We start from the raw sequence: 22,175 nt of genomic DNA on the forward strand, positions 1-22,175 counted from the left end.
TCGGCGTGATGGTTTATTGCAACTCGAGTTCGCCGAGGAGTGCGTCGATCGCACTCGCGGTGTCCTCACCGGCACCCGTACCGCGCTCGGCTAACGCGCGATCGATCGCGGCGGCGCAGCGTTGCAGCGTGCGTTCGTCGAAGAGCGTGCGCAGCGGGAGGATCAGCGTCCAATGCAGATTGGCCTGCGCGTTGGCCTGAGTCGCGAGCAGCGAATGACCGCCGAGCGTGAAGAAATCGTCGTCGCGACCGATCGCTTCCAGATGCAGGACGCGTTTCCATATCTCGGCCAGCTCGCGTTCGGTAGCGGTTTGCAGAGAAGCAACCGCGTCCTCGCCAGATGAAAGACGACGAACCGGTGCGGGCAATGCATGGCGATCGCACTTGCCGTTCGGCGTAACCGGCAGCGCCTCCATGTCAATCAATTGCGCGGGCACCATGTACGCGGGCAACTGGGCACGCAGCGCCTCGAGCAACGCATGCGTGTCGATCGTGTTGTCCACGCCTCGCGCAACATAGCCGACCAGTTGCTCATCACGCACGATCACCACCGCGTCGTGCACACCCGGCTCTGCACGCAGCAAGGCTTCGATTTCACCGGGTTCGATGCGTTGACCGCGCAGCTTCACTTGCGTATCGATACGGCCGAGATAATCGAGGGCACCGTCCGCGCGACGGCGGGCGAGGTCGCCGGTTCGATAGAGACGGGCACCTTCAATGAAAGGATCCGGGACGAAGCGCTCCGCTGTCAGTGCGGCACGACCGAGATAGCCGCGTGCGAGTCCCACTCCGCCTAAATACAGCTCACCGACCGCTCCTTTCGGCAACGGCTGCAACGCCGCATCGAGTACATGTAGTTGCAGGTTCGCGATCGGGCGACCGATCGGCACGGAGACCGCGTTTGCATCACGCGTATCGCAACGCCAGTGCGAGACGTCGATAGCAGCTTCGGTCGGTCCGTACAGGTTGTAGAGGCGTGCATTCGGCAAATGCTGCGCGACGCGCGCCACCAGTTCCGGTGCGAGCGCTTCGCCGCTCGCGACAATCCGCTCGATGCTCGAACAGCGAGCCGCAACTTTGAAATCTTCCAGGTGAGCAAGGAACGCGGCGAGCATCGACGGTACGAAATGCAGCGTTGTGACGCGATGCGTTTCGATTGCCACGACCAGACGTGCCGGATCGCGATGATCGCCCGGCGCCGCAATCGCAAGTTTCGCGCCGACCGCGAGCGGCCAGACAAACTCCCATACCGATACGTCGAAGCCGAACGGCGTCTTGTGCAGCACGACGTCGTCAGCGTTCAGACGATAGGCGTCCTGCATCCACGCAATCCGGTTCGCCAGCGCGCCATGCGTATTGCCGGCGCCCTTCGGCTTACCCGTCGATCCGGATGTGTAGATCAGATAGGCGAGTTGATCGGAGGCGACTTCCACCGGCGCAGCGAGCGTGGCGTCGGCGCTGAGCAGTTCGTCGACGCTCAGAATCCTGACGTCGATGCCTTCGACCGCTGCGGCGACACGTTCACGCAGATGCGGCTGCGTCAGCACGACGGCCGGGTTTGCGTCGTTGAGCAGATAGGCGATGCGCTCGGCCGGATAGTCGGGATCGATGGGCAGATACGCCGCGCCCGCTTTCAGCACACCGATTAGCGCCACCACCATGTCGAATGAACGCTCGACGCACAACGCAACCGCCGTATCCGGCTGAACGCCCACTTCGATGAGCGCAGCCGCGACCCGATTGGCGTTCGCATCGAGCGCGCCGTAGGTCATTTGCTGCGTATCTCCTTGCGGATCGGTGAATTCAAGCGCGATTGCGTCGGGCGATGCGAAAGCAGCTCGCTCGAACTGCCGATGCAACGGCTGCTGCTGCGCTTGCGGCCACGATTGCGTGGTCGCATTGGCGCTCGCCAGCGTGGCGAGATCGTCGGCGGTCGCAATCGAGATCGTGCCGAGTGGTGCATGCGGATCGGCGATCAAGGCGGTCAGGCACGCGGCAAATGCGCTATGCAAAGCGGCCACCCGAGTCGCATCGAGCTGCGCGGTGTCGTAGCCGTAGTCGATCGTGAGCGCCGTGCCGGCTTCGATCACGAGCGTGAGCGCGAAATCGGTGGCCTCGATATTGCGCAGCTCACGCAGCTTGAGGGCGCGTTCGTCGCGTCCTTGCCAGGCTTCATCGACCGGATAGTTTTCGAATACGACCAGCGTGTCGAACAGCGCGCCGCCACCTTGCCCCGCCCACTGCTGGATTTCGTAGAGTGGCGTGTGCGCGTGTTCCGCTGCGGCGGCATTGTCGCGTTGCAATTCGTGCAGCCATGCCGATGCACTGCGTTGCGGCAATGGCGCGGTAATGACCGGCAGCGTGTTGATGAACAGGCCCAGCACGGTATCGGCATCGGCTAGCGCGTCGGGGCGGCCTGCCACGGTTGCGCCGAATGCGACTGCCGTGCGATGTGTCATTCGTTGCAGAGCAAGCGCCCATGCGCCCTGCACCATCGTGTTGACAGTGACTTTCAGACGGCGCGCCGTTTCGGTAAGACGTGTCGTTGTATCGGCGTCGAAGGTTTCGCGGCGCGTGAGATGTTGCGTCACACGTGAGCTTTCCAGGTCGCGATCATGTTCGCGCTCACGGTCGGCGATCAATGTCGGTTCATCGATCAGCGCAAGACGTTGCAGCCAGAACGCACGCTCGCCTTCAGTATCGCGCGCCGCGAGCCACGCGATGAAATCGCGGTAGCGCGTTTTAGCCGGTGCGGCGAACGGTTGCGGACGCCGCGGCTCGATATAGTCGCGCAGTACGTCGGCGAAGAAACGCGCCGTGCTCCAGCCGTCGAGCAGCAAATGATGGCGGGTCCAGACGAGACGCCACGCCTGATCCGTCACGCGGATCAGCGCGACGCGCATCAAAGGCGGGGACGTCAGATCGAAGCCGCGCGCGCGGTCGTCAGTGAGCCAGGTTTCAAATGCGCCGAGTGCACCCTCACCTCGTTCACGCCAATCAAGGATCTCAACCGGCAGGCGTGCCTGGCGATGCACGATCTGCATTGGCGTGGCTTCATCGGGCGTAAACCCGGTGCGAAGGATGTCGTGACGCGGCACGGCGCCCTCAAACGCGGCGCGCAGACGCTCGACGTCCGGATCGATCAGCGTCGCGACCAGTTGATTCACATACGTCGATTGCTCGGGCGCAAACAGCGAGTGAAACAGAATGCCGTGCTGCATCGGCGAGAGCGGGTAGATATCGTCGATGGTGCGCAGATCGAGGGGCAGGCGCTCCAACGCAGCCTGCGTGAGACCTCCCGTACGCGCGAGCGGATAGTCGCCGGGCGTGGCGCCGCCGCCGCGTTGTGCGAGACGCGCCGCGCATGCGGCGCTCAACTCAGCGAGCGCGGCTTCGAAACGCTGCGCGAGCGCGTCGATCGTCGCGCGCTCGAACTGGGTCGCGCCGTACACCCAATGGATTTTTAGCGTGCGTGCGGCATCGCCGTCGATATACGCGTGAATCGCCAGCGCGTTGCCGATCGGACCAGCGGGATCGCGCTCGCAACCTGCGCCGCCGAAACGGGGCACCAAAGCCGCTTCGCGCGGTGCATCGAACTGGCCGAGGTAATTGAAGGTCACATGCGGCCGCGGCACGGCGGCGAGCGCCGCGCGCGGCGTCGCATCGCCGTAGTGGCGGAGCACACCGAAGCCGAGCCCCTTGTTCGGCACCGCGCGCAGTGCGTCCTTAACCGCGCCGAGCGTCGCCGCCGGCGTGCTTTCGACCGTAAACTGCACCGGATAGTGGCTCGTCAACCAGCCGAGCGTGCGGCTCACGTCGGCATCGTCGAATAACGCCTCGCGGCCATGGCCTTCGAGTTCGATGCGGCATCGTGGCATGCCGAGCGACTGCACCAGGGCCGCGATCAGCAATTCGATCATCTGCGTACGGTAGGCCGCGTTTGCCTCGGTCAATGCGGCGCGTGTCAGATCGGCGTCGATCGTCTGGATGGCGGTTTGCGCGTCGGCGTTGCTTGCCTTGGCGTGCGGATGGTCGAGCGGCAGTTCGTCGCAAGGTTCCGTGAGGGCCGCCCAATACGGCACTTCGGCGGCAAATGGCGAGTTCGTTGCGTCGCGCGCCGCATGAGCAAGCCGAGCCGCCCAATCCTGCGCACTCGTGCCGGTCGACGCAAGACGTACCGTGCGGCGTTCGCGCGCTGCACGATAGGCGGTATCGAGATCGTCCAGCAGCACACGCCACGACACACCGTCGACGATGAGGTGATGAATCGCCAGATAAAGCTTTGTCGTTCCGTCCGGCAATAGCGCGGCGAAGGCGCAGACGAGCGGGCCATGCGTCAGATCGAGCGTGCTTTGCAGCGCGTCGAACTGGGCGAGCGCATCGGTTTGGTCGCGTGCGGCAGCAACCGCGAACGGTAGCGCTTCGAACGCGCGCCCGGCGAACGTGATCTGCCATTCTCCAAGCGGGCCGCTCGGTGCGAAACGGTGGCGGAAAACCTCGTGATGCGTCAGCAAGGTTTCGAATGCGCGGGCGAAAGCATCGGTGTCGAATGGTGCCTGGGCATCAAGTTCGATGGACTGGTTCCAGTGACCACGCTGCGGGATATCCAGCGCGAAGAAGCGCAGTTGGGCGGGAGTGAGCGTCGTGCTCTGTCCAGACGTTGACGGCAAACCCTGTGCTTTGGGCGCAGCCGATGTGGAATGCGCTTTCGACGCAGCCGGTGCGGCCGCATCCACCGCTGTTGCAACACAGGCGAGTTGCGCGAGCGTAGGCGCGTCGAACAACTGCTTCGGCGTAAAGCGCACACCGCGTTTGCGTGAGCGCGCGATCACCTGCAACACCAGAATCGAATCGCCGCCCAGTTCGAAGAAGTTGTCGTCGCGGCCCACGCGTTCGGTTTTGAGCACTTCCTTCCAGACGGTGGCAAGTGCCTCTTCCGTCGCCCCTTGTGGTGTGTCGCCTTCTGCAACGGACGGTGTCGGCGCGACGGCAAGCGCGCGCAATGCCGCTCGATCGACTTTGCCGTTCGCGGTCACGGGCAACGCGGCTACGATCAGCAACACCGCGGGCACCATGTAATCCGGTAGGCGCGCGGTCAGCGCTGCACGTAGCGTCGGCTCGTCGAGGCGTGCACCGTTAGAGGACGCCACGAATGATGCCAGGCGCAAACGGCCTTCATGGTCCACAGCAAGCGTCTCCGCCTGAGCGACGCCCTCGAGTGCGCGCAGTGCCGCACTCACTTCGCCAGGCTCGACGCGATAGCCGCGAATTTTCACCTGATCGTCCAGCCGCCCAAGAAAATCCAGCCGACGGTCGGCGCGCAGTCGTACACGGTCGCCGGTTCGATAGAGGCGTTCGCCCGGAGCGAACGGATGCGGTACGAAGCGCTCGGCAGTTGCGGCAGCGCGGTTCAGATAGCCACGTGCGAGGCCTGGACCACCTAGATACAGTTCACCGATCCCGCTAGGCGGCACGCTCGCGCCGTGAGTGTCGAGCACGCACGCATAGGCGTTTGGCAGCGGCAGGCCGAGCGGCACGGTTTGCGTGGGTTGCGTGGGTTGCGCAGCAAGGCCCGCTTGCACGGCGCGAGCGTTCGATAAGCGCAACACGGCCTGCGCCGGCGCGGACGTATCGAAGGTCAATGCGCCAACCGTTGCTTCGGTCGGACCGTAGTGATTGATGACACGGCACGCCGGCTTGAGCGCCGCAATCCGTTCGACAAGCGACCACGGCAGCGTTTCGCCGCCCGTTACCAGCGCGTGGGCGGGCAGCACGTCGGCAGCCTGCTGCGCATCGAGCAGTGCATGCAGATGACTCGGCACGATCTTCAATACGCCGATGTCGCGCGTACGCATTTCGTGAGCGAAGCGATCGGGATCGAACGCGCATTGAGCCGGCAGCAGATGCAGTGTGCGGCCCGAGCAAAGCGCACCGAATAGCGTCGTGTGACCGAGGTCGGCGGCAACGGTGGAGACCATCGCCATCGACGCTCCTGCGGCAAAGGCGAGCTCGTCCAGCATGCCTTCAACGTAATCAACCAGCGCGCGATGCGAGATCACAACGCCCTTGGGCGCGCCGGTCGATCCTGATGTGAAGATCAGATAGGCGGCCTGGTCGGGCAACGGAGCCGGACGCGGGGCGTTGGCGTTGGCGTTGGCGTTGGCGTTGGCGTTGGCGTTGGCGTTGACGTTGACGTTGCGGCCGACGTTGGCCCCGACGCTCACCTCCGCGTTAGCGCCCAAGTTGATACTTGAACTCGCGCTTGCGGCAATCTCCAGCCCAGCAAGCGACGAACCTTGCGCAAGTGCATCGAGATCCAGCGTCGTGGCATCGCCCACCGCCAGCGTGGCTTGCACGCCCCCTGCGGTCAGCATCCATTGCGCGCCGCAGGCATCCACAGCAGCCGCCAACCGCTCGTGCGGCGAAGCTGGATCGAGCGGTACTGCGTAGGCCCCCGACTTCATCACACCAAGCAGCGCCACCGCGAAGCGCACCGAGCGCTCGATACATACTGCAACCGGCTGCTCCGCACCCACTCCACGCCGCTGCAGGGCGAGCGCTATGCGGTCCGACGCGTCGTCGAGTTCGGCGAATGTAAGTTGCGTGTCCGCGTCCGCAAGCGCGACGCGATGCGGCGTTTCACTCGCATGACGCGCGAAAAGCGCAAACACGCTATCTGTCTCAGGCTGAAGCTCGCGTCCATGTCGCGCCGCGCCATATTCAGCCCCATCCGCGCAATCCAGTTCAGCAATCGCGCGTTGCGGATCACGCACTGCATCGGCGACTAGCGCGGCATAGCTGTTGAGCCACGCCTGGGCGGTCGCTTCATCGATGCCGTCGAGTGCATACGCGACCACCAGTTCGATGCCACGCGGATCGTCGGTGAAATCGAGTGCGAGATTGAAGCGCGCAGCAAGATCGAGCCCCGGCGACATCTGCACCGCAGCGCCCGGCAATTCAGCCGTCAATTCCAGATCGAACTGCTGCGCAAATTTGACCTTGAGCCATTCTTCGCCACGCCGCACCGGCGGCTTGACCGCATCGAGCACCTGATCGAACGGCACATCCTGATGCGCGAAAGCATCGAACGCCGAGCGACGCACACCATCGAGCAAGGCGGCGAACGATTGACCTGGCGCGACACGCGCGCGCAATGCGAGCGTGTTGAGGAACAGTCCGACCAGTGGCGCGGTTTCCGCACGTTGCCGATGCGCAATCGGCGCGGCCACTACGATGTCGGTTGCGCCAGTCAGTCGATAGAGCCAAGCGTCGAAAGCAGCCAGCAGCATGGTAAAGGGTGACGCCTGTGCGCGCCGTGCGGTTTCGCGCACCGCGGCGGAGAGCGTTTCCGGCAATCGCAAGGCGAGCCGGCCGCCGCGATAGTCGTGTTGCGGCAGGCGCGTCCGGTCGAGCGGCAATGCCAGCGGTTCGGGCGCAACGCGCAACGCGTCGCGCCAATACGCGAGCTGGCGCTCGCCTTCGCCTGCGGCGAGCCAGTCGCGCTGCCATTGCGCATAGTCGGCGTATTGAACCGGCAGCGTGGGCAATTGCGGCGTGCGCCCCAGGGCGAACGCCGTGTAGGCCGTTTGCAGTTCGTCGAAGGCGCAACGCGAGCTCCAGCCGTCGCTGATCGCGTGATGGGTCGTCAACAGGAAGCGTTGCGTGTTGTTGGTCAGCGTGATGAGCGTGGCACGCACTAACGGGCCGTTCGATAGATCGAACGCTGCGCCGACGTGTTGCTCCATCAACGCCGCAAGCCGCGATGTCCGCTCGCCTTCACTACTGGTGTGCAGATCGACATCGGCAATCCGCACGGGCAATGCGGCATGAATGCGCTGCATGACGATACCCTCGTCCGTTTCGACGAGCGTGGTGCGCCAGGCCTCCTGACGCCCGATCAGAGAATCGAGCGCACGTTGCAACGTGCCGAGGTCGAGTGCGCCCTGCACGTCCCATTGCACGGCGACGTGATACGCCGAGCCGGCGTCCTGAGTTTGCGCGAGGACCCAGAAACGCTGCTGGGCGAATGAAGCAGCACGGTCGACAAACGCGGCGGCTGAAGGCTGCATTACCGTAATTTTCTGGTGCCGGTTCACAGCCGATTCAGTCTCGCTGTTGTCGATCAGCGCCGCGAGTGTCTCGAGCGCTTGATCGTCGAACAGTGCATCGAGCCGTAAATTCACGCGCCATTCGATCCGGATAGCCGCCTGCAATTGCATCGCCGCGAGCGAATCGCCGCCGCGTGCAAAGAACCGGTCGGTGCGACCGATCGGCGTGGGATCGTTCAGGAGTGTTTGCCAGAGGTTGGCAAGCCGCTGCTCAGTGGCGGTCTGGGGCGCGACATAATCGGCAGCGGCCACAACGGGCTGTGCCGCCACGGCATCGCGCAACGCAGCACGATCGAGCTTGCCGTTCAGCGTATAAGGCAGACGGGCGAAGCGCGCGAAGCGATGCGGCAGCCACGCTTGCGGCAAATGCGCAGCGAGATGCGCCTGCAATACTGCGTCGCCGAGCGCTTCCTTCTGTACCACACAGGCGATCAGTTGCGTCCTGCCACCCATTGGTTCAGCGAGCACACCCGCATCGGCGATCGCCGGATGCGTCAGCAGGCATGCCGCAATCTCACCGGGTTCCACACGAACGCCGCGCACTTGCACCTGATCGTCGATGCGGCCCAGATAATCGAACGAGCCGTCCACGCGTTCGCGCGCGAGGTCGCCGGTGCGGTAGATCCGTTCACCCGGTTCGCCATTGGCGTCCGGCAAAAAACGTTCGGCGGTAAGCGCCGCGCGGCCATGATAGCCACGCGCGAGACACACGCCGCCAAGCAGCAGTTCGCCCGCCTCACCGCGTTGCGCCGCGCCTTCGATACGCGCCACGCGGCGCCCGATCGGCCAGCCGATCGGCAGCGACGCGTAACCGTTTCCGACCTCGAGTGCCGGTGTCGTGCCCGGGTCGACCGGCCACAGCATCGGTGAAATCACCGCCTCGGTCGGCCCGTAACCGTTGACGAGCCGGATCGACGGGAACACGCGGCGAATCTCGTCGAAGCTGTCCTGCGACATCGCCTCGCCACCGAACAGCAGCACGCGCAGCGAAGGTGGCACGCCAAGGCGCTCGCAAACGTTCGCGAACTCGCGCAGATAAGCGGGTGGCAGTGTGGTATTGGTCACGCCCTCTCGCAGCATGAAGCCATGCGTGGCCTCTGGCGGAAACGGCGGCGGATCGCTGATCACCACACTGCCGCCCACGGCAAGCGGCACCAGCCATGCTTCGATCGAAACGTCGAAATTCACCGAAGCGAAATGCAGCACGCGATCCGTGCCGTCGATCGGCAACGATTCAGCGAGCGCATCGCCGTGCGCGGCAAGCGGCCCGTGTTCGACGGCCACCGCTTTCGGCGTGCCCGTCGAACCGGATGTGTAGATCATGTAAGCAGCCGCGCGCGGATGCACCGGCTCGTCGTCGCCATCGAAACGCGCAGCGGCGACGTCTGTCAAAACATCGTTTTCCACGTCGAAACACTGCGTGAAACGCGCGCGCATGGCCGCATCGGCGGACGCGTCGACAATGCCGTGAGCAAGACCCGCATCCTGCGCGACCCAGTCGAGCCGTGCCGCCGGATGTCGTGGATCAAGCGCGACGAACACGCCGCCCGCCTTCAGCACGGCGAGTAATGCGACAAACAGATCGCACGAACGCGCGACACATACGCCGACGCGCACCTCCGTCGTGACGCCTGCCGCCCTCAGTTGCGCGGCAAGCCGCGCCGCACGGCTATCCAACTCTCCGCGCGTCAGCCGCACGGTACGTGGCGTGAACGACGCCAGCGCGGGCGCATCGGGTTCGATACGCGCCAGAGCGCGGATTCGGTGGTGCAATGCAATCGGGAAGCTCGTCATGGGCGTGAAATCCGTTAGAACTGGCCGCATCGGCCAAGTCGCAGGCCGCAATGGGCCGCTTCATTGGGTGTGACGAACCGCGACCGAGAATCTTTACCGCTAGCATCGATTTATTCGGACTGCATCGCTTCGATGCGACAAACAGCGATAGACGGTAAATGTTTGCAGCGGCCATTCGTCTATCAAGCGAGGGGCGTGTCTTTGCGCCCCACTGATATGCCGCCCGCATGCGCTGCATTTCACCGATCCCTTGCGACCCACTGCGACCCTTTGCCGATGACCGCTGCCAACGAGCGCTACGACGCGCCACCCTCGCTTTCTCCCACAACCGCCAGTCAAGCCACTGGCAAACCGGCCATGCGCCTGATCGTGGCATTGCTCAAGCGCTCGCGTGGCGCCTTCGCGATCGCGCTCACCGCCTGCGTGCTGAACGGCATCGCGAGCGTGCTGCTCGTCGCGACCTTGAGCCGCGCGCTGTCGCAATCTGGCGCCGCCGACATGTCGCTTGCGATGCGTTTCGCGCTATGCGCGGTAATTGCACTCGTCACACGCGTCATCACCGGCGTGCTGTTTGCGCGGCTCTCGCAGGACACGATGGCGCAACTGCGCGCGCATGTCGCGCGACGCGTCGCCGAGGCCGAGCTGCGCGACGTCGAACGGATCGGCGCGGCGCCCGTGCAGTCGGTGCTGACCGACGACGCCACCAACGTGTCGATGCTGTTCTTCGCGCTGCCGAATCTCGTGATGCACGGTTCGATCGTGTTCGGCTGCCTCGGCTATCTGGCGTGGCTGTCCTGGCCGGTCTGCCTGCTCGCGGTCGCCGCGATTCTGGTCGGTTCGCTCGGCTATCACGCGGGTGACAAGCGGGCCATCGCCTCGCTCGAAGCCGCCGGCCGCTCGCAGGACAAACTGTTCGGCTATCTCGGCGCGCTGTTCACGGGTGCAAAAGAACTGAAATTGCATCAGGCCCGCTCGCGCCAATTCGTCGACGGTCAGCTCGGCTCGGCTATCGACGAAGTGCGCGACCACCGGCGTCAGGCGTTCAGCGCCTATGCGGTCGGGGTCGGCTGGATCGTGTTCCTGTTTTATGTGTTTCTGGGCGTCGCCGCGTTCTGGCCGGCGCTCGGCGTGCACGCCGACACGCCTTCCGCGTCGGGCTATGTCGTGGTGTTCCTGTTCATGCTGCTGCCGCTGGACGGCTTGCTGAACAACGTGCCGACGCTGAATGCCGCGCGTGTCTCACTCGACCGCATCGAAAAGGTGATGAGCGAATTCGGCGCACTGCGCACCGCGCCGCCGCCTGATGAAAACGCGTCACACGCGCCGTACCAGACCCTGACGTTGCGCGACGTCACCCACTCGTATTTCCATGAGCGCGACGAACGGATGTTCCGCGTCGGGCCGGTCAATCTGACTTTCAGGCCCGGCGAGATGGTGTTCATCGTCGGCGGCAACGGCAGCGGCAAAACCACGCTCGCGAAGGTGCTCACCGGCCTGTACGAACCGGAAGACGGCACGATCGAACTGGACGGCAAGCCGATCGGCCTGGCCGAACGCGCCGCGTACCGGCAGCGCTTCACTGCCGTATTTAACGACTTCCACCTGTTCGACGCGCTGCTGGGTATCGTCGATCCGAACGCCGCATCGCGTGCGCAGGCCGACGCCCGCGCGAACGCACTGGTTGCGAAGCTGGCACTCGACCACAAGGTCCAGGTGGTGAACGGCGCGTTCTCGACGCGCGCGCTCTCCACCGGGCAGCGCAAACGTCTGGCGCTGGTCGTCGCGTATCTGGAAGACCGGCCGTTCTATCTGTTCGACGAATGGGCTGCGGATCAGGACCCGCAGTTCAAGGCGGTGTTCTACGAGCAACTGCTGCCGGAATTGCGCTCGCGCGGCAAGACGGTGCTCGTAATCAGCCACGACGATCGCTACTTCCACCTGGCGGATCGCGTGTTGAAGCTGGATAACGGCAGTATCGTCAGCGAGACCTATGGCGCCGCGCAGGCTGTGGAGCATAGTCCGGTTGCAAACGGCACAGTCGGATAAGTGAGTTAGGTGAGATCCACGCCGGGCTTGTTGGCCTGAACGCCCGGTGTGCAGCAACTGCAATAAAGACCTAGCCTGAGGTCGAATAACGCTAATCCGTTTGCCGCCGCTTACTTGCTTGCGGACGGAGCCGGTAGGGAGAGCAGTGTTTCCGTCATCGTATCGGCCATCCGCAACGCGGACATCGGCCCACCAAAACCCCAGATATTCCGTTCGACCAAGCCCACGCGCCCCGCGCTGCGTGCCGGCACGAAGCGCCAGATCGGCGAATCGAGTTTGGTCGCGAGCGGCACGCCGGGTTCCGTCGCGCTGACGAACAACACCGTCAGATTAGGCTTCTTCAACAGATCTTCCGACGTCACATAGGACGTGCCTTCCCGCGTCGGTTCGGCGGGCCACGACTCGAGGCCGAGCGCGTGCGCGACGCCGGCTGCCGTACTGTTGCCGGTAAACGCCCAGTAACGGTCGGGCAATCCCAGCTCCTGTAACCACGCTACCTGTTCGCCTCGGCGGCCGGCTTGCGCGAGGCGTTGCGCGTCGCGTGCAAAACCCGCGTCGACCGTGGCTTCGACTGTGCGCGCCGCTTCCTCGCGGCCCGTCAGGCAGCCGATCGTACGGAGAATTTTGCGGCCCCAATCGAGTTGCGTGACGCGGGCGCCATCTTCGGCGAAGTTCGGACCGTATTTGAATAGCACGGTGGGCGCGATTCGTTCGAGCGCTGCAAAGATCGGCGCGTGGCGCAGGCCCACGCCGAGGATCAGGTCCGGTTTGGCCGCCGCGATCGCCTCGAGACTCGGCTCCTGACGCGTGCCGATGTCCGGTACCGAGGCAAGGCGCGCATCGTCGTAACCGATCCATATCGGGTAGTACTCGGGATCGGCCATGCCGGCCGGAGTAATGCCAAGCGCGGCAAGGTCTTCGGCGAACATGAATTCGAGCACGACAATGCGTTTCGGCCGCATGGGCAACGAGGGACTTGCCTGGGAGACGGCTGGATTGTCGGCGAGCGATGCGCAGGTTTGCTGGGCTTGCGTGCTGGTGCGAACGGCCGGGGCTGCGCTGGTAGCGCGGTTTTCGCCGCTTTCGCGCACGGAGCTGGCTCCGCTGCCCTGCGCGAACGCATGGGAGTTGGCCAACAGCGTGACCGCCATCGCCGTGGCCGCACACACTCGCGTGATCTGTTGCGTTTTCCTCGCGCGACTCGTCAATGCGACGCTCCCTGCAAAGCGATTTCCGCGTCGTTCATCGTCAACAGCAAGGGGCAGCGTCCACACAGTTGCATCTCTCCAGGAATTTCATAACGTACGCGGCACGCGCGTGGCGCGCGAATTCCGTTACGGCGACGCCGACAGGCTGACCGGGTTCGTCTTCGGCTAACGTGGGTTCGTCGCTTGCATCGGGCGTGCCGAGCCAGACATGTGCCAAATGGTGCGCGATCGAGTCCGGCACATATTCCGCGAAGCACTGTGCGTGGAAATCGTCGTTCAATGTGATGGAGAACGAATACCCCTGCTTCTGCCTCACTGTTTGCCCCGCTTCTCGCGCCGAGCCTCGACGATCAGCAACGCAAGCAGATAAGGCGCGCCGATTAGCGCCGTCAGCACGCCTGCAGGAATTTCGCGCGGCGCCAACAGCGTGCGCGCCGCGATATCGGCGACCACCAGCACCAGCGCACCGCACGCGGCGGCGAGCCACAAACGCGTGCGATGCGCACGCGCCCCCAGCATCGATGCAAGATGCGGCGCCATCAAACCGATAAAGCCGACCGGTCCAACCGCGGCCACCGCGGCGCATGCAGCCAGCGTCGCCACGGTCAGCACCAGCGGACGCAGCACGCCGATCGGCAAACCGAGCGCCGCCGCCTGGTCATCGCCTAATGCGAGCAGATCGAGCGGCCGCGCGAGCAGCGCAAACACGGGCACTGCCAGCACGCACCACGGCAGCAACGTCGTCACTTCACCCCAACTGCGCCCGTACGTACCGCCGACCAGCCACACGACGAAACGCGCGGGTTGCACGCTTTGCTGCGTGATGAGCCATTGGGACAGCGTGGTCCATAGCGTGCCGATCACGATGCCTGTCAGCGCGACAGCCAGCGGCGCATAGCGATGCCGTCGGTTAAGCAATAACGTGAGCGCCAGCGTTACGCCGCCACCCGCGAGCGAGGCCATCGCCAGCGTCGAATGTCCTGCGAGCGGCCACGCGACGAGCGCCGCGAGCGTGGCCAAGCCCGCGCCTTGCGTCACACCCAGCACTTCGGGCCCGGCAAGCGGATTGCGCACGATGCTCTGCATCAGTACCCCGCTTGCGGCCAGCAACGCACCTGCCAGCAAGGCACAGATGAGGCGCGGCAGGCGCAACTCGAGTAGCATGCGCGCGAGTTCATCACGCTGATCCAGGACGGCCAACCAGCGATGCAAGCCGATCGTGGTCGGGCCAAACGATGCGCCCGCGCAGACGATCAGGATGCCGAACGTCAGCAATACCATCGCCGTCAACGGCCATGGCCACGCATCGAGCATCCGCACCCAGCGCGTGCCGGCGCGCACGGCAGGACGGTCCTGTCCGGCATGCAACGCGCCCGACCACGCCGCGCCGCTGCGAATCATCGCCAGCATCAAGGGCGTGCCGACGAAAGCGATCGCCACACCGGTCGAGAGCGTCGCGCCGAGATCGAGCGCCTGCACCGCGCTATCGGTGAACAGCACGAGCGCACCGCCCACCAGGGCGGACAACGGCACCAGCACGGCCAGACGCGAGGCCTTCGCACTGCGTGCCTGCCGCAACAGATTCGGTGCGATCAAACCGACATACGACAGCGGTCCCGCCACGCTCACCGCAACGCTCGCGAAACCGACTGCCACCACCATCGCCGCGAGCCGCGTCGCGTCGACGCGCACGCCGGCCGCAGCGGCCGCGTCGTCGCCGAGTGCGAGCGGGTCGAGCGGACGGATCACGAATGGCAACGCAATGAGCGGCAGCACGAGCCAGGCGGCCGCGATCTTCAGACCCGCCGCGCCCGGTTGATACAGACTGCCGCTCGCCCACAGCGACACGCCGACGATGCTTTGCTCGAAAAACGCGAGAATCAGCGTGGTGAGTGCGGAGAACAGCAGCATGCAGACGCTGCCGGCAAGCACGAGACGCAACGGCGTCGCGCGCCAGCCGCCTGCTGCTGCGGCCACGCACGCTGCGGCGGCGAGGCCGCAAACGAACAGCAGCGGCACCGAGGCCACGCCCGCCAGCGACGGCACCAGCATCGCGGCGACCAGGCCGAGTTGAGCACCACCGGTGATGCCAAGCAAATCGGGCGAAGCTAGCGGATTGCGAGTCAATGACTGGAACAATGTCCCTGCTATAGCAAGGCAACCGCCTGCGACCAACGCCGCCAGGATACGCGGCGCGCTCAGGTCGAACAGCAAAATGCCGGCGAGTTGCGCGGCATCGCTGCCCGCAGGCGCGGCAAGCCACGTGCGAAAACCGGGCGCGAGGCGCAATGCAGCCACTACGACGATCAACGCGACGAGCGCGCCCCCGATCATCCCTGCACGGCTTTTCACGGGCGCACGCCAGCCATCGATGACAGACTCGTGACGGCGCAGGCGTTTGCGCGCTGCAAGCGTCGTCATGCGGCGAGGTCCTTGCTCGTGGATACGGCGTCGCTCAATGCCTCGTGGTTGAATCCAGCGCCGGCGATATCCATGGCATTGCCCTCATAGGCCGGCACGCACATCGGTGCGCCTGTCTGCGGATGCGCGATCTTGAGCATCGGCACACTGAAGGTGTCGTTCAGATGACGCGGGTCGAGCATCGCGTCGGGCGACCCGTGGGCGATGATGCGGCCTGCGCGCATCAACACGATTTCGTCGCTGTAGGCCGCCGCCTGATTCAGGTCGTGCAGCACCCAGACGATCGTCAGGCCGCGTTCGCGGTTCAGGCGCCGTAATTCACGCAGGATGTCCAACTGATGATGGATGTCGAGGTACGTGGTCGGTTCGTCGAGCAACACGATCGGCGCCTGCTGCGCAAGCGCCATCGCGATCCATGCTCGCTGGCGTTCGCCGCCTGAGAGCGCTGCGACGTCGCGCGCGGCGTCGTCCGCGAGCCCGCTGGTGACGAGCGCTTCGTCAATGGCCGCATGGTCCGCGTGCGAAAGTCCGCGCAGCCAGCCGCCGTAGGCATAACGGCCGTATGCGACCAACTCGCGTACGGTAAGGCCCGACGGAATCTGGTTGAATTGCGCAAGCATTGTCAGCGTGCGCGCCAACGCACGCCGCCGGTATGAAGCGAGCGGCTTGCCGTCGACTTCAACGCTGCCGGAGCGTGCCGGCTGCAAACCGGCGAGCGTGCGCAGCAACGTGCTTTTTCCGCAACCGTTCGGTCCGCACAAAGCGGTGACGCAGCCGGCCGCGATTGTCAGGTTCAAACCGTGGAGCACGACATGATCGCGGTAGCCGACCGTCAGCGATTGCGCCGCGAGTGCCGCGCCCTGCGTTTTCGTCATTGCGCGGCCGTCCGCTGGTCGTCGTCGCTTCTATCTGTGCGTGTGCCTTTGACTGCGACTTCATCAGCGCCGGTGCCTTTGACTACGCCCTTGCCGTGACCCTCGCTATAGCTCTGCGCCATCGCCACGACAACTTTGCGAGGCCCTTCGAACGGATCGCGCGCATGTGCCGTCAACATGTTGTCGAGCATCAGCACGTCGCCCGTGAGCCATGGAAACACAACGCGCTGCTGATCGAGCACACCGCGGATCTCCGCGAGCGCATCCGCCTCGAGCGGCTCGCCGTCGCCGTAATAGACGTTGCGTGGCACGTTTTCAAGCCCGACCGAATCGATCAAGGCTTCCTGCATGTCTTCATCGAGCGACGAGAGATGGAACAGATTGGCCTGGTTGAACCATACCCTCTCGCCGGTGCGCGGATGGCGTGCTACCGCCTGACAGCGCTCGCGCGTACGCAACAGCAGTTCGCCATCGTCACTGTCACGCCATTCGCAATCAATGCCACGCGTGCGGCAAATCCGTTCGACCACACTCGGGTCGTCCGAACCGAAGGCCTGTTCCCACGGCAGATCGAGCCCTTGCCCGAAGTTGCGGATGTATAGCAGCTCGCGCTTCGCAAAACGCTCGACGAGCACCGGGTCGAGCGCACGATAGATCGCGCGGCTGTCGGCAATCGGTGTCGCGCCGCCAGCGCGCGCGGCGAGCGCACAGTGGAACCAGATGCGCAGCGGCCACTCGCGCGTGTACGACTGCTCGTTATGCAAAGGAATCGAGCGATGCGGCGGATATTCCGTCGACGTGTACACCGCGCCTTCCACCTGACTGCGCGGCGTCGAGGCAAATTCATAACCGATCAGTGGATGCCCGAACGAACCGGCAAAGCTCTGGAAGGCATCGATCGAGGCCACGCGAAAGCCGGTGAACAGCACGCCGCCGGCCTTTTCGAGCGTATCGTCAACGATCGCCTGCAGCAGCGGCGCAGCCTCTTCCAGTGAAATCTCCGCGCCCGAACGCGGCGAGACGACAGTCGGCAGACCCGGCTCGATCAATAAATCGGCGAGCGTGGGCAACGGCATCGAAAGCATGGTCATGCGAACTCCTCTTGCAGAAGCGACGCGACCTGGGGCTCGTCCAGGCCGGCCCGATTACGCTGCGCTCGCCTTCGAGGCGGCCTCGTCCATGTGACGGCGCAAGCTGGCCGGACGCATATCGGTCCACACGGACTCGATATGCGCGAGGCAGGCGACCTTCGGGCCGCTGACACCCACTTCGCGCCAGCCGGCCGGCACGGCGCGGAAGGTCGGCCAGATGGAGTACTGCTCTTCGTCATTGATGACGACCGTATAGACAAGATCGTCCGCCTCGCCTGCTGCGGCGGAAGGGGTTTGCTGTGCTTGCGTCATGATGAATGGCTCAGTCGATGAATGGTCGGGATGCCTCAGCAGACTGCTGATGGATTGCCCCGGAACAGCGGCGGCGGCATCTCGCTCGCCCACCGCATCTACTCAATTGACGTTTGATGCGCGCGCTTTTTTACCGTCGGCGGGCGCGGCCGCTGCAGAAGGCGGGACCCGCCACGCCGCGATTGCAGGCGTCGAGGCAGTCGGCGCAATGCTTCTCGGCATCGCGCACCATGAAATGCACGAGCGTTTGCGAGACGTCGAGCGCGCGCGCCGTGCTTTGCAGCGTTTCCTCGCGCAAGCGCACCATCTCGAACGCCGCGCGGCTGCGCGGCGGCAATTGCTCGAGCGCGTTGTAAACATGCCGCAGCGTGTCGCGCACGAGCAGCGCCGCTTCCGGCGAAGGCTCCGGCGAAGGCACATGCAAGCCATCGTCTTCGTCGGCGTGATAGGTGTTTTCGAGGCTCTGGCGGCGGAATGCATCGATCGACGCATTGCGCACCATGCGGGTCACGTAGGCGACGGGTTGCCGCACGGCATCCTGAGCCGGGAAATCGACCAGTTTGATAAAGACGTCATGCACCACGTCTTCCGCGAGACTCGCGCAACCCACAAAGCCGCGCGCCAGATTGACAAGCATCGGCCGGTTGTCGATCAGCACGTCGAGCAGCGTGCCCTTTTCCCAATCGACAGAACGGGATTCGGTGCGCGCCCGCCGCGGAACCGGAGGACAGGCGACGCCGGCGCTGAAAACAGACATCGGTATCGCTGTTGAAGGCTCCCGCCGGATGAGCACCTCGGCCATAGATTCGCTCCGTATTTCTCAAGGAAGAGCGTCAATCTAACGTAAACGCGAATCATTCTCAATCAAGATTTGGAATAACCTTACATTTCCGATAGTTTCGACGGATGAATCAGGCGCCCACGGGCTGGCGGCTGAAAAGACAGGGACTCAGGGGTCGGTGCTCGGTGCTCGGTGCTCGGTGCTCGGTGCTCGGTGCTCGGTGCTCGGTGCTCGGTGCCCAGCACCGTATCGTCCAGTTCAGGCGGCCACGAAATTACATTAGGTATCCATATCTTTTTTCTTTGCAATTCAAAACAGGGAACAGCCGCGCAATAGTGGAAATCCCTGCCCCGCCTCAACCCGCCTCGCTCGATTCTCTTCCTCACAACGCTTGACACTTTTCACAACGCATCATAAAGTTTGCCTGCAGATCTAGATAAGAGACTATCTGTAAGATGGTCTCTTACGCCTTAGCGGAACACATCCGTGATTTGCACCGCGAACAGCACCGGCCTCTTACAGAAAAACTAAAGGAGACCGATTGTGCAAACGATCGCGATTAAGATTCGTGGCATCGACGATGTCATTTCATTCATCGACTCATGTTCAGGCATTCCCGGTCGAGCCGGCGTTATCTGGTGGCTTGCACTCGGTGGCCTGTTTCTGGACGCATTTTCCAATTCTGCTTTGAGCGCGGGCCTCGGGCCCATGACGCGAGATCTCCATCTCGGCGCGCCTCAAATTGCGCTCATGACGTCGTTTGCGTCCTGGGTCGCCATCGCCTTTAACCCGATCGGCGGCTGGATGGCCGATCGCTGGGGGCGCATCCGTCCTTTAGTGCTGGCCAAATTCCTCGCGGTGATCGGCGCGGTGCTGGTGGTATTCGCACCGGGTTTCGAAGTCATTCTGGCGGGCCGTTTCTTTGTTGGCATGGCGTACGGCATCGACTTCGCGATTGCCATGGCGATGCTCGCCGAGTTCACGCCGGTCAAGCTGAAGAGCCGCCTCAATGCGTGGCAGGGCATGTGGTACACCGCCGTCTGCTCCAACCTGCTGCTCGCCCTGCTCTTTCAATCGTGGCACGTGGGCGATTCGATCTGGCGTTATTCGGTGGCGGCGACCGCCTTGTTCGGCATCGCGATCCTCATACTGCAACTGGTGTTTCTGGTCGAGAGTCCCATCTGGCTGGCGCGCAAGGAACGTCTCGTGGAAACCGCCACCGCGATGAGCCGCATCTACGGACGCACCTTCTCCGCCGCGCCGGTCGAAGAACGCGTGCCGGTGCTGAATCAGGCCACACGTGGGCTCGCGAACGTCGCACTGATCTTTCGCGGCATCTATTTGCCACGCACCCTGCTCGCCGCCACCGTTCAGGTCGGCCAATCCATTCAATACTTCGCGATCGGCTGGTATCTGCCGTTGATCAGCGCCGCGTTGTTCGGCAAGGACTTCGTCTACGCAACGCTCGGCGCGCTGCTGTTCAACGTGTTTGGCATCGTCGGCGGCTTCATGTCGCCGGCCATCGGCAAAAGATTCGGCTTGCGGCGCGCATCCGCATTCGGCTTCGCCGCAGTCTTCGTGATGCTGCTGGCACTCGGCCTGTTCGGCTCGAAGATGCCGCTGTGGCTCGCGGTCATCGTGCCGTCGCTGTTCATTCTGTTTCACTCTTCGGGTCCCGGCGCGAACGGCAAGAGTCTTTCTTCGCTGTCGTTTCGCAGTGAGATTCGCGCGGGCGCCAACGGCGTGATCGGCGCGCTGGGTTCGATCGGCGCCGCGCTGGGTCTGCTGGTATTCCCGCTGTTCCGTGAGCACTACGGGCTCGACAAAACGTTCCTGATTCTGGCGATCGTGCCTCTGGTGGCGAGCGTGATCTGCTTCGTCATCAAGTGGGACCCGACGCGCACCTCCATCACCCCAGACAACGAACCCGATGCGCCGCAATTCAAAAGCGATGCAGAGGAAGCACCCGTCTTCATGAACCCGGCAATCGAGAAATCCCAGCGATGACCCGTAATCAAAACGTTATTCTTGCGATCGACGAAGGAACGTCCGGCACGCGCGCGGCAGTCGTCGGCGCTGACGGACAGGTCTCCTGTCTGGAGTACCAGCCGCTCAGTGTCGACAGCCCGCGGCCGGGCGTCGTCGAGCAGGACGCGAACACCATTCTTGAGAAAACCATCGCCGTGTGCCGCGAGACGCTAACACGCGCGGCCAGCGCGAAGTTGAACGTGGTCGCGCTGGCCATCGCGACACAACGCGCCACCGCCGTGCTGTGGGACACCCACACCGGCCGCGCGCTGGTGCCCGCGATGGTCTGGCAGGACACGCGCCACGCAAGCGAACTGGACCGGCTGGCCGCAAAGTGGGACAGCACGCTGATAGAACGCGTGGGACGCCCTGCCGGCGTGCGCTCGCCTTACCTGTGGGCTGCCCATCACCTGCAAACGACGCCCTCTGTGATCCTCGCACATCGCGAGCGCCGCCTCGCGTTCGGCACCGTCGACACGTGGCTGCTCTGGCATCTGTCCAACGAGCGCGTTCGCGTGACGACGCCGACCAACGCGACCTCGGCGAGTGCGTATCTACTTGCCGACCACCGCTATTTTCTCGACTGGATCGACGCCCTTGGTTTCCCGCAGGCCCTCCTGCCAGAACTTCGTCAGGATGCCGATGAATTCGGTCGAACCCGCCCCGAGGTGCTAGGCATCGACGTACCGATTCTCGCCTGTGCTGGCGATCAGCTGGCAGGCGCGGTGGGCCTCGGCTGCCTCGATCGCGGCCAGTCGATGTGCGTGCATGGCACCGGCAGCTTCGTCGATCTGCTGGTGGGCACGCACATTCCGCCTACCACGGAGACCTCGCACGAAGGCACGCTGACGATGACCGCACGCCGTCAGCACAATGTCTCGCACTACTCGCTCGAAACCTTCGTCGCGACCACCGGATCGGCGCTGAACTGGATCTGCGAGAAATTGCACTGGTTCGACAATCCCGCGCAGATCAGCGCCCTCGCCGCGACGGTGAACTCGGCGCGCGGCGTGACTTTCCTACCCGCCTTGACCGGCTTGCGCGTGCCGCAATTGCAGCCAAACGCACGCGCTTCTCTCAGCGGTATTTCCATCGCCACGACGCAAGCCGACATCGCCTACGCGATTCTTGAAGGCATCGCCCACTCGGTCGCGTTGTGCATCGACGCGAATCAGGCGATCGCGGACGTCGAAGCCACCGAACTGGTGGTCGGCGGCGGGCTGTCGAGCAGCGACACGCTGCTGCAAATTCAAGCCGATCTGAGCGGCATGCCAGTGCGCCGCATGCATGAGAGCAATCGAGCCAGCCTGCGTGGCGCAGCGTTTCTCGCGGGGTCGTCGGGCTTGCTGTGGGATTCGCTGCAGCACGCGCGCACCACTACCGTCACTGAAGCGGTGTTCGAACCGTCGGCGGAATCCGGGGCACGCGCGAAGCGGCGCGCCTCGTGGCATGCAAGGGTCGAGGCGGAGCTCGCCCACGCAAGCGCATTCGATAACAGTCGGGGGGACTGAT

At 64.1% G+C, this 22,175-nt stretch carries 9 protein-coding genes and 2 pseudogenes; 3 read left to right on the forward strand and 8 right to left on the reverse strand.

The window, feature by feature from the left end; genetic code table 11:
• Positions 1-13: 13 nt before the first annotated feature.
• Complete coding sequence (locus ACUN0E_RS20720) at positions 14-9,901, reverse strand: amino acid adenylation domain-containing protein (protein WP_445567832.1); 9,888 nt, start codon at positions 9,899-9,901, stop codon at positions 14-16.
• A gap of 276 nt (positions 9,902-10,177) precedes the next feature.
• Between ACUN0E_RS20720 and ACUN0E_RS20725 the strand changes: the two genes are divergently transcribed.
• Positions 10,178-11,947, forward strand: coding sequence for a cyclic peptide export ABC transporter (locus ACUN0E_RS20725; RefSeq protein ID WP_445567833.1), 1,770 nt, complete (start codon positions 10,178-10,180; stop codon positions 11,945-11,947).
• A 110-nt stretch (positions 11,948-12,057) separates the two neighbouring features.
• Here the strand turns inward: ACUN0E_RS20725 and ACUN0E_RS20730 are convergent.
• The 7 genes and pseudogenes from ACUN0E_RS20730 to ACUN0E_RS20760 form a co-directional block, all read right to left on the reverse strand.
• Positions 12,058-13,070, reverse strand: a pseudogene (locus tag ACUN0E_RS20730) (ABC transporter substrate-binding protein).
• A gap of 81 nt (positions 13,071-13,151) precedes the next feature.
• Positions 13,152-13,274 (reverse strand): annotated as a pseudogene (locus tag ACUN0E_RS20735) (siderophore-iron reductase FhuF); the annotation flags it as partial.
• A gap of 193 nt (positions 13,275-13,467) precedes the next feature.
• Complete coding sequence (fhuB, locus tag ACUN0E_RS20740; protein WP_445567834.1) at positions 13,468-15,576, reverse strand: Fe(3+)-hydroxamate ABC transporter permease FhuB; 2,109 nt, start codon at positions 15,574-15,576, stop codon at positions 13,468-13,470.
• Positions 15,573-16,451, reverse strand: coding sequence for an ABC transporter ATP-binding protein (locus tag ACUN0E_RS20745; RefSeq protein WP_445567835.1), 879 nt, complete (start codon positions 16,449-16,451; stop codon positions 15,573-15,575). The genes fhuB and ACUN0E_RS20745 overlap by 4 nt, the downstream gene beginning before the upstream one ends.
• Positions 16,448-17,542, reverse strand: coding sequence for a TauD/TfdA family dioxygenase (locus tag ACUN0E_RS20750; RefSeq protein WP_445567836.1), 1,095 nt, complete (start codon positions 17,540-17,542; stop codon positions 16,448-16,450). Before ACUN0E_RS20750 ends, ACUN0E_RS20745 begins: the two co-directional genes overlap by 4 nt.
• Positions 17,543-17,596: 54 nt before the next feature.
• A complete protein-coding gene (locus tag ACUN0E_RS20755; RefSeq protein ID WP_408233114.1) occupies positions 17,597-17,854 on the reverse strand; it encodes an MbtH family protein in 258 nt (85 codons plus the stop codon).
• A gap of 130 nt (positions 17,855-17,984) precedes the next feature.
• Complete coding sequence (locus ACUN0E_RS20760) at positions 17,985-18,656, reverse strand: RNA polymerase factor sigma-70 (protein WP_408390418.1); 672 nt, start codon at positions 18,654-18,656, stop codon at positions 17,985-17,987.
• Positions 18,657-19,178: 522 nt separating this feature from the next.
• On the opposite strand from ACUN0E_RS20760, the gene ACUN0E_RS20765 reads away from it, so the two are divergent.
• Together ACUN0E_RS20765 and ACUN0E_RS20770 are read left to right on the forward strand one after the other, a co-directional pair.
• The gene (locus ACUN0E_RS20765) at positions 19,179-20,642 is read left to right on the forward strand and encodes an MFS transporter (RefSeq protein ID WP_445567837.1); all 1,464 of its coding nucleotides are present in this window, start codon (positions 19,179-19,181) and stop codon (positions 20,640-20,642) included.
• Positions 20,639-22,174, forward strand: coding sequence for an FGGY family carbohydrate kinase (locus ACUN0E_RS20770; protein WP_445567838.1), 1,536 nt, complete (start codon positions 20,639-20,641; stop codon positions 22,172-22,174). The genes ACUN0E_RS20765 and ACUN0E_RS20770 overlap by 4 nt, the downstream gene beginning before the upstream one ends.
• The last annotated feature ends 1 nt before the right edge of the window (position 22,175 follow it).

This window comes from Paraburkholderia sp. D1E (assembly GCF_052682275.1).

Bases quoted from the DNA above. Each gene is read 5' to 3' on its own strand.
- ACUN0E_RS20720 (WP_445567832.1), bottom strand. From the start codon at position 9,901: ATGACGAGCTTCCCGATTGCATTGCACCACCGAATCCGCGCTCTGGCG.
- ACUN0E_RS20725 (WP_445567833.1), top strand. From the start codon at position 10,178: ATGACCGCTGCCAACGAGCGCTACGACGCGCCACCCTCGCTTTCTCCC.
- fhuB (WP_445567834.1), bottom strand. From the start codon at position 15,576: ATGACGACGCTTGCAGCGCGCAAACGCCTGCGCCGTCACGAGTCTGTC.
- ACUN0E_RS20745 (WP_445567835.1), bottom strand. From the start codon at position 16,451: ATGACGAAAACGCAGGGCGCGGCACTCGCGGCGCAATCGCTGACGGTC.
- ACUN0E_RS20750 (WP_445567836.1), bottom strand. From the start codon at position 17,542: ATGACCATGCTTTCGATGCCGTTGCCCACGCTCGCCGATTTATTGATC.
- ACUN0E_RS20755 (WP_408233114.1), bottom strand. From the start codon at position 17,854: ATGACGCAAGCACAGCAAACCCCTTCCGCCGCAGCAGGCGAGGCGGAC.
- ACUN0E_RS20760 (WP_408390418.1), bottom strand. From the start codon at position 18,656: ATGGCCGAGGTGCTCATCCGGCGGGAGCCTTCAACAGCGATACCGATG.
- ACUN0E_RS20770 (WP_445567838.1), top strand. From the start codon at position 20,639: ATGACCCGTAATCAAAACGTTATTCTTGCGATCGACGAAGGAACGTCC.